Genomic DNA, 15,174 nt, shown 5'->3' on the forward strand with positions numbered 1-15,174 from the left:
ATTAAGGGCGACGGCCAAAAGCCGCCGCGCTTTATGCCAGCCGTTATGTCTTAAAACCATGATGCGAATCAAACAAAACAAATAAAAAAATGCGAAAGAATACTGAAGAAATGTTCGTGAAAGCTTTTGAAATTTATCACTCAAAAGAGAAGGATATTGATCCTCTTATAAAAATGGGGATGAATGAAAATTCTGCAAAAGATACTATTCGGTGCTTTGGCAAATTATTAAAAGGGGAGTCTCCCTCACGTAGAGTCCAGCTAAGTTTAATAAAATTTCTCTTACAAGAACTTTATACAAATAATAGAAGAGAAGATCTTGGTAATGTACTAAGAGCCTTAGATAAACACTATGAAATTCGTTCTAAAAGATATGGGGAATCAAATGAATCTGGACAAATGTTAATTGATAAATACACGAAGAAGCTTTATGGGCATAAGGTAAGTAGGTTTTTTGCTTATCATGGCCCACAAAATCCAGAAAGTTTTGACTATAAAGGCGGATATGGTGTTTCGCAGGAAAGTAAATGGTCTAAAGTCAATGATGACGATTTGGTATATGTAATTCAGAATGTATATGAAAAATTTGAATTTTGTGGAATTTACAGGATTTTAAGCCATTACAAAAATGAACATATCGGCAGCAAAAATCATTTCAGATTTCAACTTGAAGACATAACTTGCCTCATCAATCCTATTGACATAAACGAGGACCTTTGCGGGCGGCGACTTCCTCAGTTAGAGAAGCCTGCTAATTGGAGCAATTTTAAACGACATTTTTGTTCACAAGGTGCAACCTTTAGAAATCCTCTTTCCAGTGAAGTTTTCCAGGTGCTTGACAGTCTATTGCCAGACAAAAGGCCGTTTCAATTTGCCGAGGAAATTTCAGAAAATGAAGAAATGCTATTTTTTGAAGGTGCAAAACAAACGGTCACAATAAACAAATATGAGCGTGACCATAACGCCAGAAAAGCATGCATAGAATACCATGGGTACAACTGCAAGGTATGTGGTTTTGATTTTGAAAAAACTTATGGTGAATTAGGAAGAAATTATATCCATGTACATCATCTAATTCCGCTTAGCAAAATCGGTAAGGAATATAGCATCAATCCTCAAACAGACTTAATTCCTGTGTGCCCGAATTGCCATGCTATGCTTCATAAAAGTGAAAACCCTAATGACTTATATTCATTAAAGAAAATGATACAAAAATGACATAACGCTGGAGAGAGACCAGGTTTACTGCGCGGCGTTTTCGGAAGTGTCTGGTTCATGAAAATTTAACTTTTATCTGAGCTTTTGGGGTTTAAAAGCCTGGCCCCTCAGCTCCCCGTTGACAAGACACATCGGGAAGAACAATGTATCTATCGATGCGGGGCTTGCCATATCCATTTCATGCTGAGCATTGTAACGTGTATGTGTCGCTTTTGAAGAAATTCTTCAAACCACAACATCTGGTATGCGAGGATTTTCTTGTCTTCATTAAACGTTTAAATTCCGATATCAATTCGGCACCTGTATATAGTTATGACTTATTATCCAAAGGTGGAGTATTCAGCCACCAAAATTGATATGGATAACAAATCTAAGCATGCTTTTTCAAGATCTCATACCATTGGCAATGACTCAAGTTCGAGCCCTCACCTCCTATCTCCAGAAAGGGCAGCATTCAAATTTAACCTTAAAATCTTGCATTGTCCCTTGTCAAATTATAATCTATCCCCATGGCATCTATTTTTCATATCAGGCAAACAGGATTTTAATGAACACGATACTCATACCGGATAATTCAACCGCAATCAGCTGCCCCATCTGCATCTCTTCCGTGGAAGCGGGCTTTCCATCACCGGCTGAGGATTACATGGAAGGCAGCCTGGACCTGAACCGCCACCTGATTAAACATCCGGCAGCTACTTTTTTTGTCCGGGTCAGTGGAGACTCCATGATCAATGCCGGGATCCACCCGGGTGATATCCTCATTGTCGACCGATCCCTCGAAGCCACTGACAAAAAAATTGTCATCGCTGTCATAGACGGTGAGTTAACGGTAAAACGCCTGAGGTACAGAAACGCCCTTATCTCGCTTGAACCTGAAAATGAAGACTACCATCCCATCAGCATCACCCAGGAAAAATCCATGGAGATATGGGGTGTTGTCACCAATGTGATTCATAAGGTATGAGATATGCCGGTTTTTTGCCCTGGTCGACTGCAATAATTTTTATGTCTCGTGTGAACGGGTCTTTAATCCCCAGCTTCTGGGCAAACCTGTGATTGTGCTTTCCAACAATGACGGCTGTGACGTGGCACGTTCCAATGAGGCCAAAGCCCTGGGCATTGCCATGGGCGCCCATTTTTTCCAGATCAAATCCATTGTTAAAGGCAATGGCGTGCGTGTCTTTTCATCCAATTATCCGCTTTACGGGGATATGTCCAACCGGGTGATGCAGACCCTGGCTCCATTTACCCCGGCCATGGAAATTTATTCCATTGATGAAGCCTTTCTGGATCTTACGAATTTTGTATTCACAGACCTGGTGGATTATGCCCAAAAAATGCGCAATACCGTGAAAAAAATACCGGCATTCCTGTATCCATTGGCATTGCACCCACCAAAACCCTTGCAAAAATTGCCAACCGAATTGCCAAAAAATCAGCCAAAGCCGATGGTGTGCTGGATTTGACCCCGACAAACTACAGGGATCTTGCCTTGGAAATGACCCCCATTGGTGATGTCTGGGGCATTGGCAGAAGATTGCCCCCCTTTTTTAAATACCGGGGCATTCGCACTGCCCTGGATTTCAAGTCAGCCGCTCCATCCCTGATCAGAGGAAAATGGGCATCAACGGTATCCGCATGTAGCGGGAGCTTGCAGGAGAATCCTGCTACCCCCTGGAGGACTGTCCTGCAAGGCGAAAATCTGTCGCCGTTTCCCGATCGTTTAAAACACCGGCAACCACCTTTGAGGAACTGTTCCAGGCCGTATCACTCTACATTTCCCCGGGTGCGGAAAAGCTGAGGCTCCAGGGCAGCTTTACCGAAGCACTCACCGTTTATGTGATGACCAACCGGTTCTCCCCCCAGTCCTATTACTACAATTCCAAAACAGCGGTTCTGCCCACAGCATCCAACAGCACACCAGAGCTTATCAAGCAGGGAAAGGGGCTGTTAAAACAAATATTCCAATCCGGAAAATATTATACAAAGGCGGGTATTGTCTTTTCCAGCCAGATCCGGGACGGCCAGGTGCAACTGGATCTGTTTGACACCACAGACCGGTCTAGGTCAGACGACTTGATGCTGGCCATGGACAAAATAAATGCCCGCATGGGCAGCCACGCTGTCCGGTATGCCGCAATTGGGCTTTCCGGCCATCAGTCTTGGAAAGGGTCCTGCAACCACCGATCCCCAGCCTACACAACCGAATGGAATCAGCTTTTGAACGTTCATTAGGCCCATGATCAGATTTCTACCGCTTCTGATTTGGCGGAGATATGACTGAAGAGTCTATTGGTATTCGTGGTGGCGAACCCACTGCCTGGTTCCTGGCCTGAAGTGGTTCTAAAAAACAAATCTAATAACAATTGTATTGACACTCGGCTTGTGCAACGCATATCGTGAGTGGTATCCAGATCTTTGAATCATTCTATACCAAAAACTTAAATTTGAATTAAAAATAAGGAGATCAACAATGGGGATTCTATCTTGGATCGTAATGGGCTTAATCGTAGGGATGCTCGCAAAATTCATCATGCCGGGTAAAGACCCCGGAGGAATTATCGTTACTCTCTTGATAGGAATAGCGGGTTCTTTTGTCGGTGGATTCATAGGGTCTTTTTTGGGATTTGGGCCAGTTACAGGGTTTAATGTAGGGAGTCTCTTACTGGCTATCGGTGGTGCTGTACTCTTATTAATCCTGTATCGCATTTTGAAAAAGTAACAACCTGTTGCTGTTTAAAGGATCACCAGATCGCTATTGAACCTTTAATGCGCCTTGTAGATGAACCAAAATTCGGTGCTATTTAGGATCAACTTATTTCATCTGCGGTCCTTCGAATAATAGTGAATAATCAGTAACTTAATTTGGAAAAAAGCATGCAGCTTAATTCATCAAATCTCAATCTCAAACAATATGAATCAATGCTCAAACTTAAAAATGGACAAGAAATCTTTCTAAGGCCGATAATGGAATTAGATCGTCATCTTCTTGTTGATTTATTCAACAGAATGTCCCCTCAATCAGTTTATCTTCGTTTTCTAAGGCACCTTAATTCTCTTCCTGAAAGCATTATCAATCGACTAATAAACATAGATTATCATTCAAATTTTGCCTTAGTTGCTGTTTTGAAAAAAAATAAAAAAGATGCAATTGTATCTATTGGACGTTACGGATATGATCCTGATGAAGATGGTACAGAACTTGCTGTTGCAGTCCGTGATGACTGGCAGCAAGTAGGACTTGGAAAAAAAATGCTGTCAAAAGTAGTCAGTATCGCAATTGATCATGGGATTACAAATTTTATTGGTATGATGGACCCTCAGAACACTGCTATACAAAAACTTTTAGTAAACCTTGGCTATAAAGTGAGATATTCTATGGAAAGTGGTTTTTATAGGGTTGAAATCACAGTATAATCGTACAATAGTTTTAAGTTTTGCTTGTAAAGATTACATTTTTCGATTTCCTGTCAAATTTCATTCAGATATTTCCCTACCTTCAGGTTTTAATATAAAAACGTTAATTGGGCCGGATGACCTGGCTCAAGATTAATTATCCGAATGGAGTATTCAGCCACCAAAATTGTTATGGATACCAAAAGAATACATCACCGGGAATCTGGATTTAAATTGATGTCAATCATGCAAGTTGCTGTTAAGTTTAGGAATTTGAAAAAATTTCTATGTTGTGGTTTAAATTATTTTAAATAAAGTGTGGACTAACAGGGAACGTCTTGGGGAATTTTTGAATCCTGAACAGCCATGATTATAGCCAGTATTGAACACCATGGAAAAATTTAATTTGTTAGCAAATACTGTAGTATCCTCACCATTAGGAGGATCATATGCTTTTAGCCCATTCACTGATAGCCTTTTTTTTCTCCTGTGGAAAATCTTTGTTCACTTGATCATACAGCCAACGGAGAGACCTGTTTCTTAACCTGTCCCGAAACAATTCTTCAGCCTCCTGAATCACAACTTTTATTAAACATGGACATTCAGCCGTAAACACAGACGGATCATCCACAAAAATATTTTTTTTCCGAATCTCCGCGCATTGGAAAAAATAGGTAGGCCCTTCAATGGCCTCAATAATATCCCAAAAAGAAATATTTTCAGCCTGTTTTGCCAATTCGTATCCGCCCTTCACACCTGGGGTAGATCGGACAATCCCCGCCTTACGTAATTTTGTAAAAACTTTTGAAAGATAGGTTACTTTGATTTTGTTTAATTCTGCTATCTGCTTAATTCCAATGGTTTTATGTTCGGGGAAATCCACCATATAAAATAGTGAATGAAACGCATTTTCTACACCTATACTAAATTGCATGAATTATTTCCTTTTGTAGTTATTCGGCCAAATTATTACCGCATTGTTCAGATTTTGTCTTGACTTTTTTTATACACGTTTTAATCTATCAATTATAGATATATAATGTCTATAATATACTTTTAAAGGAGATAGTCACGATGATACCCGAAAAACTGAAAGAAATTTTGAAAAATACCGGAGTGGCGGCAATCGCGACTTTGGGTGAAGATGGTCCACACCTCGTTAATACATGGAACAATTACATCAAAATCTCAGCGGATGGGCGCTTGTTGATTCCAGCCGGATATATGAACAGAACAGAGGCCAATGTTGCCTACAATGACAAGGTATTGATCACCTTAAACAGTAGAAGAGTGACGGGCAATCATGGACCTGGCGCTGGATTTTTAATCAAAGGGACAGCGTCCTTTATAACCTCAGGTCCGGACTATGATCTATTAAAAGCAAAATTCGATTGGATACGCGCTACTTTGGCAGTTTCCATCGATTCTGCTGAACAAACTTGGTAGTTAGGGTTTGCTGAATAATCTAAAGGAAAGTATCCTATATTAAATTCCGCATTCCCTAAGATTAGAAAAAGGCCTGTGGACTATGTCCATACGTCCACTCCCAAAATGCTGGATTTAAACCCCCAGACTATTATTAAAAGTCTGGGGGTTTTCAAACTGTAACCAAGTACCGCATCTTTCGGTTGATGGGAATTCCATCGATCAAACAGACAATCAACCTGATAATAAAAAAAATGAAGGATTGATTGCAGTTGTGACTAATTATCCTGAATTTTTAATAGACTGTAATTTTTCAAGGATATCCATAGTAAGCTATAACCTACCAGGCAGAATTCATCTTCATTTGCTCAGGGGAAAATTTGGATCGTAACAGAGCACGAACATCCCCACAGGACCCAGCCAATAAAATCTTCCGATTAAACAAAATATGAGATATGGGAACAATGTTTTTTACAATCTATGGGTTGGATTGATAGGGGCTCAAAATAAAAAGGCCCTCCAAAGGGCCTTCTGCCTCTCGGAGAGCTTTTATATATGGTGTGTAACTTATTGATTTCTATTGGTGATCCCACCGGGAATCGAACCCGAGTTTCCGGCGTGAGAGGCCAGCGTCCTAACCGCTAGACGATGGGACCACATAAAAACGAGTACTATCTATAATAATGATGCGGTTTTGTCAATCATTATTTGGGGTCGGTGTCATTTTTTTTGACACCCTTGCGGAATCCGAATAAAAGGTAGATGAGCCATCCCACAAAGGGGAGAAGGGCTGTAAACCCCCAGATGGCCTTGGTTTTGGTTGATCCGAAATCCTTTAAAAGGACATCGACGACGGCAAGTATGGTCAATGCCCAGAAAATGGCAGCGATCCCGGCAACAATTGCAAATGTATCCATGGGGTATTTGTTATCCTTTTAACTTGTCGGATATTTTTAAGAGTGTATCCACATAGTAGTTGCTGTGGTTGTATTTGTAGAGGATTTTGTGGGCCTGCTGCCGGGTGACAGAAGGTTCCCATCCATAATGGTTTAAATAATTTGCAATGCTGTGGATGGCATCGGCATGGGTGAATAGGTTGACGTGACCATCCTTGTTGCCGTCCTTGGCAAGGGTCAGGGCATTGCTTGGCATGAACTGACTGATGCCCATGGCACCGGCATAGGAACCCGTTATGGTTGACGGGTCGATGGACTCCTGGGTTGAGAATTTCAGCAGGGCCTTGAGTTCCTTATATGCCCACTCGGATTTTTTGTTTGCCTTTTGTTCAAATTTGATCTTTGTCAGGCGTCTTGAATCCGAAATGGCGTTCCACAGGCTTTCTCTTTCGGTTTTTCCAGCAATGGCGGCCATGGTGGACAGGGTGTTTAGGATGGGCCGGTTGCCCACATAGGTGCCAAGCCGGGTTTCCACAAGAATGATGGCGGTGATGATGGTTTTGTCCACCCCATACTCTTCCTGGGCCTTCTCAAGATCCTCCCTGTGTTTTTCCATATAGGCCCGGGCGTTGCTGATGGAATCTGATGACAGAAACTGGTCATAGTCCAGGCTTGATTCTGAATGGATGAAAAACAGAGAAACCCCTTTTGGGTCAAAGGTAACCTTGGGATTGTCAAAAATCTTGTGGATGTCCTCCTGGGAGAATCCGTCGTTTATAAGGCGTTGTATTAAATTTTTAAATTCTTGTTTGGGCAGATTCTCCTGGGCCTGCACCACATTGGGCAGGGCTGAAAACATGAGCAGGAGAAGGAGTATCAGCACAGGGAAAAAGAAATCATGGGCTTTGTGAATAAGGGTTTTCATAAAATGTATTCTCCTTGGGTCGAAGTTGTCTGTGCGTTTTTTATAGCCTATTTTTCCCTGGATTGCATTAAAAAAAAATGGCGACCCTATCCTGAGCTTGATACTGTAAAAACAACGTGTTATAAACGGATCGAAATTTTAATGTCAATGCAGGCAGGATAAACAGGATACTGAACAGGATCAAACCGGCTGTGACTAAAAAAGAAAAATCGATATTCAGGTGCCAGAACTGCGGGTTTCAGAGCCCCCAGTGGATTGGTAAATGTCCCGATTGCGGCGGGTGGGACACCCTTACACCTGAACGGCAGCGTCCGGTGAAAGGGGCTGGGGGAAAGCTTTCTTCCAACTATACAAGACCCGTGCCCATGGCCGCCATTGAGTTTGAGGAGGAGCCCCGCATCCAGACGGGCATTGGTGAGTTTGACCGGGTGCTCGGGGGTGGCATCGTTCCTGGAACTCTGGTGCTCATTGGCGGTGATCCAGGTATCGGGAAATCAACCCTCATGCTCCAGGTTCTTGCCATGCTGTCAAATGCCGGGAAAAAGACTCTCTATGTGTCAGGTGAAGAGTCCATACGCCAGCTCAAGATGAGGGGAAAACGGCTTGCCTCCGAGACTATTTCCATGCTTGTTGCTGCGGAAACAGACCTTGACGATATTCTGGCCATGGCCGAGCATGAAATGCCCGCCGCAATGGTGGTGGATTCCATTCAGACGGTGTACAGTCCGGAAATTGCGTCCACCCCTGGCAGTGTCACCCAGATACGGGAAGCGTCCATGCGCCTGATGACCATGGCTAAAAAAACCGGTATCCCCCTTTTCCTTGTGGGCCATGTGACCAAGGGCGGCGCCATTGCAGGGCCAAGAATCATGGAGCACATGGTGGATACGGTTCTCTATTTTGAGGGGGATCGAAGCCATGTGTTCAGGATTTTGAGGGCCGTGAAAAATCGGTTTGGATCCACCAACGAGATCGGTGTTTTCGAGATGAAGGGCCAGGGCCTTGAAGAGGTGCCAAATCCTTCGGCTGTGTTTCTTTCGGAACGGCCGGTCAATACCCCCGGGTCCGTGGTCACTGCAAGCATGGAGGGTACAAGGCCGATCCTTGTTGAAATCCAGGGGCTTGCCTCAAGCTCCAGTTTTGGTACGCCCCGGCGGACCGTGCTTGGGCTGGATCCCAACCGTGTGGCCCTGATTGCCGCTGTCATGGAAAAACGACTGGGAATGAACCTTTCCGGGCTTGATATCTTCATGAACGTGGCAGGTGGGGTAAAGGTGACTGAGCCTGCTGCTGACCTGGGTGTTGCCATTGCCCTTGCTTCAAGTTTCCTGGACAGGCCTGTTCCCGAAGGCACTACCGTGCTTGGGGAGGTGGGGCTGACAGGCGAAATCCGGGCGGTGAGCCATGTGGAGCAGCGGATTAAAGAGGCGGTAAAAATGGGGTTTACCCGTTGCCTTGTGCCGGCAAACTCCCTCAAACAGATACCAGAGATAGCAGGGACCCGGATTGACGGCGTGAGTTCCCTGAAACAGATCATGGCGTTAGTTTTCTAAACGACCAGACAAAGGAATAGATGAAAAACAGAGGCCGGACAAAACCAAAGAAAAATCAATGGGCTGACCATTATACCCAAAAGGCCAGGGACGAGAATTATCCCGCCCGGTCGGTTTATAAACTCATGGAGATTCAGAAGCGGTTCCAGGTGATTAAAAAAGGTGCCAGTGTCCTTGATCTCGGGTGTGCTCCAGGGTCATGGCTGATCCATGCGGCAGAACTTACAGGACCTTCCGGAAGGGCCGTGGGCATTGATCTGAAGCCTGTGGATGCTGCGCTTCCCCCCAATGCCATTGCCCATACCGGGGATATCTTTGAGATGGAATCAACCCTTGGCGAGGCCGTGGGACAGGACTATGACGCCGTTATCAGTGATATGGCGCCTGCCACCACCGGCAGAAAGGATATTGATGCGGCACGGTCTTTTGCCCTTTGTGAGGCAGCCCTCAGGGTAGCGTGTGGGCTTTTGGCCGACGGTGGCAATTTCGTATGCAAGATCTTCCAGGGAGCAGAGTTTAAACAGTTTGAAAATCAGGTGAAATCAAGGTTTACCAGTCACAAGATTTTCAAGCCCGACAGTTGCAGAAAATCGAGCAAAGAGATATATATCATCGGATTAGGTAAAAAATAACGAGGAGGTACAATGTCAGGACATAGTAAATGGTCGACCATTAAACATAAAAAAGGCGCCGCAGATGCAAAGCGGGGTAAAATATTCACCAAACTGATCAAAGAGATCACTGTTGCCGCAAGGATGGGGGGAGGGGATATTGACAGTAATCCCCGGTTGAGGGGTGCCGTTGCCGCAGCCAAGGCCCAGAACATGCCCAAGGATAACCTTGAGCGGGCCATTAAAAAAGGTACGGGAGACCTTGAGGGGGTTGATTACGAGGAGATCCTATACGAGGGGTATGGGCCTGGCGGGGTTGCTATTCTTGTGGAGTGTCTGACCGACAACAAGAACCGGACCATTGCCGATGTGCGCTATATCTTCAGCAAGGCCGGTGGTAACATTGGCACCGACGGGTGTGTTGCCTGGATGTTTGATAAAAAGGGCCTTATCACCATTTCAAAGGAAGAGTCGGACGAGGATACCCTCATGGAGGTCGGGCTTGAGGCTGGTGCCGAGGATGTGACGGATGAGGGCGACTGCTTTGAGATCATCACAGATCCGGCTGATTTTGATGCCGTTAAAGGAGCGGTTGAAGCGGCCGGCATCAAGATCGAAATGGCCGAGGTGACCATGATTCCCCAGACCCAGACACGCCTTGAGGGAAAAGAGGCCGAGCAGATGGTCAGATTCATGGACGCCCTGGATGACTGTGACGATATCCAGAAGTTTTACTCCAACGCAGATATTCCCGACGAAGTTTATGACGCCATGTAGGCGTCAACCCTCCTGAATTATACCACGGTTGAAGGGTCGATCAACCGTGGTTTAGCCCTCATTGGGGTTCATGAATAAAAGATCGGTTCCCTCTGGGACCGTAAATTCAAACAGGGCTTTTTCCAGTTTGTGAAAGGTTATTTCCTTGAATTCAAGGATTGTGGTGTCTCCATAGGTGTTTGTGGTCTCCACCCGGTCAACGTCAAAGGTGGTTCGTGATACCCTGATGTCAATGGTTGTGATTTCAGGGTTCTGGCGTTTGGGAACCAGGACAAGGGTCACAAAATCGGTGTCAAACTTGCCAAGGGTGATGGTGTAGTCGATCCTGATAAGGGTGATGTCCGACAGAAAAGCGCCGCCGCCCCCTGTCTTAAAAAATGCTGCCGCATCCCCCTTGACCACCTGGTTTTCCTCGGTTCGGTATATCCACAGGGTTTTACCGTTGGTTATAATTTCCTGACGTTCCGGCTCCTGGTATTCCCACCGCATCCGGCCCGGGTGGCTGAAAAATGCCTGTCCATTTGCTGTTTCCGTGATTTCGATGGCGGCAAGGCGGGATGTCTGGTAAAAATTGGCCGTGAAATCCTGGCCTGAATACCGGTGTTCGATGCCCGTGAGGACGGTTTCAAGGTCAGGGGTCTGGGTATCGGCCTGGGCGTTTGCAAAGGAAAAAAGCACCACGGAAAGAACCATGGCCAGGCAAAAACGCTTCCAGGGGCAGGGGGAATTTGTCCCCGGCCTTTGACGGTTGTTATTTGATGAGTTTTGCAATGTCTTTCCTCGTATCCTTGCCGTAGAGGCGTCTGAGCTTGGGTTTTTCAATCTTGCCGGTGGCGTTTCGGGGGACATCCCCAAAGATGATTTTCCTCAGCCGTTTGTAACGGGCAAGGGCTTCACCAAACTCCACAATTTCTTTCTTGGTCAGTTCAGCCCCTGGCTTTACGGCAAAGATGCCGGCAGGGACCTCGCCTAGCCGTTCGTCCGGAATGCCGATCACGGCAATATCCTGGATCTTTTTATGCTGCATGTAAAAGTGCTCGATCTCAACGGGGAAGATGTTTTCACCGCCGCAGATGATGACATCTTTTTTCCTGTCCACCAGCCAGATAAAACCCGAACGGTCGTAGCGGGCAATGTCGCCGGTGTGGAGCCAGCCGTTGATAATGGTTTTGGCCGTGGCCTCGGGATTTTTGTAGTATTCTTTCATTACACCCGGTCCCCTGACGATGAGCTCGCCGCTTTCGCCGCCTGGAAGCTTGTTGCCGGCAGCATCCACAATGGCGCATTCCCAGTCAAACCCTGGAACACCGATGGCACCGACCTGGTGTTTATTTTGAATGCCCAGGTGAACGCAGCCGGGTCCCGTGGTTTCGGTGAGTCCGTAGTTGGTGTCGTAGTCGTGGTTGGGAAAGTACTGCTTCCACTCGTTGATCAGGCTTGGGGGCACGGGCTGGGCACCGATGTGCATGAGCCGCCACTGGTCCAGGTTGTAATGGGACAGATCCACCTTGCCGCTTTCAATGGCAATGAGGATGTCATGGGCCCAGGGAACCAGGAGCCATACAATGGTGGCCATTTCTTCAGACACGGCTTCAAGGATCCATCTGGGCTTGACGCCCTTGAGAATGACGCAGCGGCCGCCCACCACAAAGCTTCCCATCCAGTGCATTTTGGCACCCGTGTGGTACAGGGGAGGGATGCATAAAAAGGTGTCTTCGTGGGTCTGGCCGTGGTGGCGGTTCTCAACATAGCAGGCGTGCTCAAGGTTGCGATGGGAAAGAAGTACGGCCTTTGGGGTGCCGGTGGTGCCGGAGGTGAAGTAGAGGGCTGCATCGTCTTCAATGGAGATTGCAACACTTGGCGGAGTTTGATCGTCCTGGGCATGGATGAATGTTTCATATTGGATGGCCCAGTCCGGGCATAATTCCCGGGGACCTGTGAAGATCCAGAGGTGCACGGTGGTGTCAAGAAAGACCTTGACCTGTTCGATGCGTTGGATGAACTCCTCGCCAAAGACAAACACTTTGGCCTCGGCAACCTCGGTGCACAACCGGATCTTGTCGGATTCAAATCTGAAGTTCAGGGGGACGGCCCATGCCCCGGTGCTGAGGATGCCAAAGTAGATGGGCAGCCATTCAATGCTGTTGGTCATCAGCTGGACGACCCGGTCCCCCTTTTTGATTCCCCTTTGGGCAAGGGCGTTGGCCATGCGGTTGGAGGCCTGGTAAAACGCGTTCCAGGTGATCTCCCTGCGTAGCTCCTTGTCCGGCACCCGTTCCACAAGGGCGATGTCTTTGGGGTACATCCGGCTGTTTCTTGCTAAAATTTCTGTTATTATCATTCCTGTCGTCCCTGTCGTCCAGATTCCATGAAGGTTGCGCTAATAAAAATCCCACTGGGCAGTATAAAGCACAGTGGGATTTTATTTCAAGGGGGTTTGTTATTTATTTCTTGTGGTCTTTGACCTCTTCAAAATCTGCGTCAACCACATCGTCGTCCTGGGCTGCACCCTTGGGGTCCTGGGCTGCACCTTCGGTCTGCCCGCTCTCCTGGGCTGCCTGCTGGTACATGGCTTCGGCAAGCTTGTGGGATGCCTGGGTCAGGGCTTCGCTCTTTTCCTTGATGATCGCCGCATCTGTACCTTCCTTGACCTTTTTCAACTCTTCACAGGCGGCTTCAATGGCTGTTTTGGTTGCAGCATCAACCTTGTCGCCATGCTCTTTCAGAGTCTTTTCTGTCTGGTGAATCAGGGACTCAGCCGTGTTCTTTGCGTCAACAAGCTCGTGTTTCTTTTTGTCCTCGTCGGCATGGAGTTCGGCATCGTTGACCATTTTCTTGATCTCTTCCTCGGACAGTCCGCTTGCCGCAGTGATGCGGATGGACTGTTCCTTGCCCGTTGCCTTGTCCTTGGCAGCAACGTGAACAATGCCGTTGGCGTCAATGTCAAAGGTGACCTCAATCTGGGGTACACCCCTGGGTGCGGGCGGAAGGTCGGTGAGTTCAAACTGGCCAAGGGTTTTATTACCTGCAGCCATCTCCCGTTCTCCCTGGAGAACATGGATGGATACGGCCGGCTGGCTGTCTGCCGCCGTTGAAAAGACCTGGCTCTTCTTGGTCGGGATGGTGGTGTTCTTGTCAATGAGTTTGGTCATGACACCGCCAAGGGTTTCAATACCAAGGCTCAGGGGGGTAACGTCGAGAAGAAGGACATCGTGGACATCGCCCTGGAGAACACCTGCCTGGATGGCGGCACCCATGGCAACCACCTCGTCCGGGTTAACGCCCTTGTGGGGTTTTTTGCTGAATATCTTTTCCACCCGCTCCTGAACAGCCGGCATTCGGGTCATGCCACCCACAAGTACCACCTCGTTGATGTCGCTGGAGGTGAGGCCTGCATCTTTAAGGGCTGTTTTGCAGGGGGCCACAAGATTGTCAAGGAGATCCGCCACAAGGGATTCAAGTTTTGCCCGGGTGAGCTTTACATCCAGATGCTTGGGTCCGCTTGCATCGGCCGTGATGAACGGCAGGTTGATGTCGGTCTCAACGGCTGAGGAAAGTTCCATTTTTGCCTTTTCAGCAGCTTCTTTAAGCCGTTGGAGGGCCATCTTGTCTCCACGAATGTCGATGCCCTGGCTCTTTTTAAACTCGTCTGCGATATAATCGATGATTCTAAGGTCAAAGTCTTCGCCGCCAAGATGGGTATCGCCGTTGGTTGATTTTACTTCAAATACGCCGTCCCCGATTTCAAGCACTGATACGTCAAAGGTGCCGCCGCCAAGGTCGAATACAACGATTTTTTCTTCGCCTTTCTTGTCAAGACCATAGGCAAGTGATGCGGCCGTGGGCTCGTTGATGATTCGTTTAACCGTCAGGCCTGCAATTTTTCCAGCATCCTTGGTTGCCTGGCGCTGGCTGTCGTTAAAGTAGGCCGGAACCGTGATGACAGCCTCTGTGACCTCTTCGCCAAGGTAATCCTCGGCAGTCTTCTTGATGTTGGCCAAAATAAATGAAGAGATTTCTGCCGGGCTGTGTTGTTTCCCCCTGAGGTTGATCCGTGTGTCCCCGTTGGCAGAAGCTTCGATTTTGTAGGGCAGGACTTTCTTGTCTCCCTGAATCTGTGGGGAATCAAATTTTCTTCCGATGAGGCGCTTTACACCGAATACGGTGTTTTCCGGGTTGGTGATGGCCTGACGTTTTGCTGTCTGCCCCACAAGCCTGTCTCCGCCTTCTGTTAAAGCCACAACTGAAGGGGTTGTTCTGTTTCCCTCAGAGTTTGTGATGACCTTTGGTTCGCCTGCTTCCATGACTGCAACGCATGAGTTGGTAGTTCCAAGGTCGATTCCGATAATTTTACCCATTTTTTTTCCTCCG

Annotated in this window: 16 protein-coding genes and 1 tRNA gene; 10 read left to right on the forward strand and 7 right to left on the reverse strand. The window is 46.9% G+C overall.

Translation table 11 applies throughout. From position 1 onward, the window contains the following. The first annotated feature begins 116 nt into the window (after positions 1 to 116). The 6 genes from HRM2_RS27300 to HRM2_RS01930 all read left to right on the forward strand — a co-directional run bounded on the left by HRM2_RS27300 (position 117) and on the right by HRM2_RS01930 (position 4,637). A complete protein-coding gene (locus tag HRM2_RS27300; RefSeq protein WP_202944680.1) occupies positions 117 to 1,217 on the forward strand; it encodes an HNH endonuclease in 1,101 nt (366 codons plus the stop codon). A gap of 547 nt (positions 1,218 to 1,764) precedes the next feature. Continuing rightward, the gene (locus HRM2_RS01915; protein WP_012662755.1) at positions 1,765 to 2,184 is read left to right on the forward strand and encodes a LexA family protein; all 420 of its coding nucleotides are present in this window, start codon (positions 1,765 to 1,767) and stop codon (positions 2,182 to 2,184) included. 76 nt (positions 2,185 to 2,260) lie between these two features. Next, positions 2,261 to 2,686: a Y-family DNA polymerase gene (locus HRM2_RS27490; protein ID WP_232364270.1), complete on the forward strand. Its 426-nt coding sequence runs from the start codon at positions 2,261 to 2,263 to the stop codon at positions 2,684 to 2,686. 286 nt (positions 2,687 to 2,972) lie between these two features. Next, positions 2,973 to 3,455, forward strand: coding sequence for a DUF4113 domain-containing protein (locus HRM2_RS27495; protein ID WP_232364271.1), 483 nt, complete (start codon positions 2,973 to 2,975; stop codon positions 3,453 to 3,455). A gap of 238 nt (positions 3,456 to 3,693) precedes the next feature. After that, positions 3,694 to 3,942 carry a GlsB/YeaQ/YmgE family stress response membrane protein gene (locus HRM2_RS01925; protein ID WP_012662759.1) on the forward strand — a complete coding sequence of 83 codons (249 nt, stop codon included), beginning with the start codon at positions 3,694 to 3,696 and terminating at the stop codon, positions 3,940 to 3,942. 155 nt (positions 3,943 to 4,097) lie between these two features. Then, the gene (locus HRM2_RS01930; RefSeq protein WP_012662760.1) at positions 4,098 to 4,637 is read left to right on the forward strand and encodes a GNAT family N-acetyltransferase; all 540 of its coding nucleotides are present in this window, start codon (positions 4,098 to 4,100) and stop codon (positions 4,635 to 4,637) included. Positions 4,638 to 5,061: 424 nt separating this feature from the next. Here HRM2_RS01930 and HRM2_RS01935 read toward each other — a convergent pair whose 3' ends face one another. Further along, entirely contained in the window at positions 5,062 to 5,550 is a 489-nt protein-coding gene (locus tag HRM2_RS01935; protein WP_012662761.1) for an RrF2 family transcriptional regulator, read from the reverse strand. A 140-nt stretch (positions 5,551 to 5,690) separates the two neighbouring features. Here HRM2_RS01935 and HRM2_RS01940 point away from each other — a divergent pair, with 140 nt between their 5' ends. After that, the gene (locus HRM2_RS01940; protein WP_012662762.1) at positions 5,691 to 6,062 is read left to right on the forward strand and encodes a pyridoxamine 5'-phosphate oxidase family protein; all 372 of its coding nucleotides are present in this window, start codon (positions 5,691 to 5,693) and stop codon (positions 6,060 to 6,062) included. A gap of 560 nt (positions 6,063 to 6,622) precedes the next feature. Here HRM2_RS01940 and HRM2_RS01945 read toward each other — a convergent pair. The 3 genes from HRM2_RS01945 to HRM2_RS01955 form a co-directional block, all read right to left on the reverse strand. Beyond that, a tRNA-Glu gene (locus tag HRM2_RS01945) sits at positions 6,623 to 6,697 on the reverse strand. 48 nt (positions 6,698 to 6,745) lie between these two features. Then, positions 6,746 to 6,958, reverse strand: a complete 213-nt coding sequence (locus tag HRM2_RS01950; RefSeq protein WP_012662763.1) for a PLDc N-terminal domain-containing protein — start codon at positions 6,956 to 6,958, stop codon at positions 6,746 to 6,748. A gap of 10 nt (positions 6,959 to 6,968) precedes the next feature. Beyond that, the gene (locus HRM2_RS01955) at positions 6,969 to 7,862 is read right to left on the reverse strand and encodes a lytic murein transglycosylase (RefSeq protein ID WP_012662764.1); all 894 of its coding nucleotides are present in this window, start codon (positions 7,860 to 7,862) and stop codon (positions 6,969 to 6,971) included. Positions 7,863 to 8,053: 191 nt separating this feature from the next. Between HRM2_RS01955 and radA the strand changes: the two genes are divergently transcribed. From radA to HRM2_RS01970, 3 genes are read left to right on the forward strand one after another with little or no spacing between them, the layout of a single operon-like run. Further along, entirely contained in the window at positions 8,054 to 9,415 is a 1,362-nt protein-coding gene (radA, locus tag HRM2_RS01960) for a DNA repair protein RadA (RefSeq protein WP_012662765.1), read from the forward strand. Positions 9,416 to 9,435: 20 nt separating this feature from the next. After that, positions 9,436 to 10,047, forward strand: coding sequence for an RlmE family RNA methyltransferase (locus HRM2_RS01965; RefSeq protein WP_012662766.1), 612 nt, complete (start codon positions 9,436 to 9,438; stop codon positions 10,045 to 10,047). A gap of 12 nt (positions 10,048 to 10,059) precedes the next feature. Continuing rightward, positions 10,060 to 10,803 (forward strand): YebC/PmpR family DNA-binding transcriptional regulator, encoded by a 744-nt coding sequence (locus tag HRM2_RS01970; RefSeq protein ID WP_012662767.1) that lies wholly within the window; start codon positions 10,060 to 10,062, stop codon positions 10,801 to 10,803. A gap of 51 nt (positions 10,804 to 10,854) precedes the next feature. Here the strand turns inward: HRM2_RS01970 and HRM2_RS01975 are convergent, their stop codons facing one another. The 3 genes from HRM2_RS01975 to dnaK all read right to left on the reverse strand — a co-directional run bounded on the left by HRM2_RS01975 (position 10,855) and on the right by dnaK (position 15,161). Beyond that, on the reverse strand, positions 10,855 to 11,574 hold the full coding sequence (locus tag HRM2_RS01975) for a LolA family protein (protein ID WP_049770386.1): 720 nt from the start codon (positions 11,572 to 11,574) through the stop codon (positions 10,855 to 10,857). Further along, a complete protein-coding gene (locus tag HRM2_RS01980) occupies positions 11,555 to 13,144 on the reverse strand; it encodes a class I adenylate-forming enzyme family protein (protein ID WP_012662769.1) in 1,590 nt (529 codons plus the stop codon). Before HRM2_RS01980 ends, HRM2_RS01975 begins: the two co-directional genes overlap by 20 nt. Before the next feature lie 103 nt (positions 13,145 to 13,247). Continuing rightward, positions 13,248 to 15,161, reverse strand: a complete 1,914-nt coding sequence (gene dnaK, locus HRM2_RS01985; protein ID WP_012662770.1) for a molecular chaperone DnaK — start codon at positions 15,159 to 15,161, stop codon at positions 13,248 to 13,250. Between the last annotated feature and the right edge of the window lie 13 nt (positions 15,162 to 15,174).

The organism is Desulforapulum autotrophicum HRM2, assembly GCF_000020365.1.
GTDB classification, from domain to species: Bacteria; Desulfobacterota; Desulfobacteria; order Desulfobacterales; family Desulfobacteraceae; genus Desulforapulum; species Desulforapulum autotrophicum.

Excerpts from the sequence above, each read along its gene's own strand:
- HRM2_RS01925 (WP_012662759.1), top strand. The coding sequence starts at position 3,694 with ATGGGGATTCTATCTTGGATCGTAATGGGCTTAATCGTAGGGATGCTC.
- HRM2_RS01950 (WP_012662763.1), bottom strand. The coding sequence starts at position 6,958 with ATGGATACATTTGCAATTGTTGCCGGGATCGCTGCCATTTTCTGGGCA.
- HRM2_RS01930 (WP_012662760.1), top strand. The coding sequence starts at position 4,098 with ATGCAGCTTAATTCATCAAATCTCAATCTCAAACAATATGAATCAATG.
- dnaK (WP_012662770.1), bottom strand. The coding sequence starts at position 15,161 with ATGGGTAAAATTATCGGAATCGACCTTGGAACTACCAACTCATGCGTT.
- HRM2_RS01940 (WP_012662762.1), top strand. The coding sequence starts at position 5,691 with ATGATACCCGAAAAACTGAAAGAAATTTTGAAAAATACCGGAGTGGCG.
- HRM2_RS01980 (WP_012662769.1), bottom strand. The coding sequence starts at position 13,144 with ATGATAATAACAGAAATTTTAGCAAGAAACAGCCGGATGTACCCCAAA.
- HRM2_RS01955 (WP_012662764.1), bottom strand. The coding sequence starts at position 7,862 with ATGAAAACCCTTATTCACAAAGCCCATGATTTCTTTTTCCCTGTGCTG.
- HRM2_RS01970 (WP_012662767.1), top strand. The coding sequence starts at position 10,060 with ATGTCAGGACATAGTAAATGGTCGACCATTAAACATAAAAAAGGCGCC.
- HRM2_RS01965 (WP_012662766.1), top strand. The coding sequence starts at position 9,436 with ATGAAAAACAGAGGCCGGACAAAACCAAAGAAAAATCAATGGGCTGAC.
- HRM2_RS01935 (WP_012662761.1), bottom strand. The coding sequence starts at position 5,550 with ATGCAATTTAGTATAGGTGTAGAAAATGCGTTTCATTCACTATTTTAT.
- HRM2_RS01915 (WP_012662755.1), top strand. The coding sequence starts at position 1,765 with ATGAACACGATACTCATACCGGATAATTCAACCGCAATCAGCTGCCCC.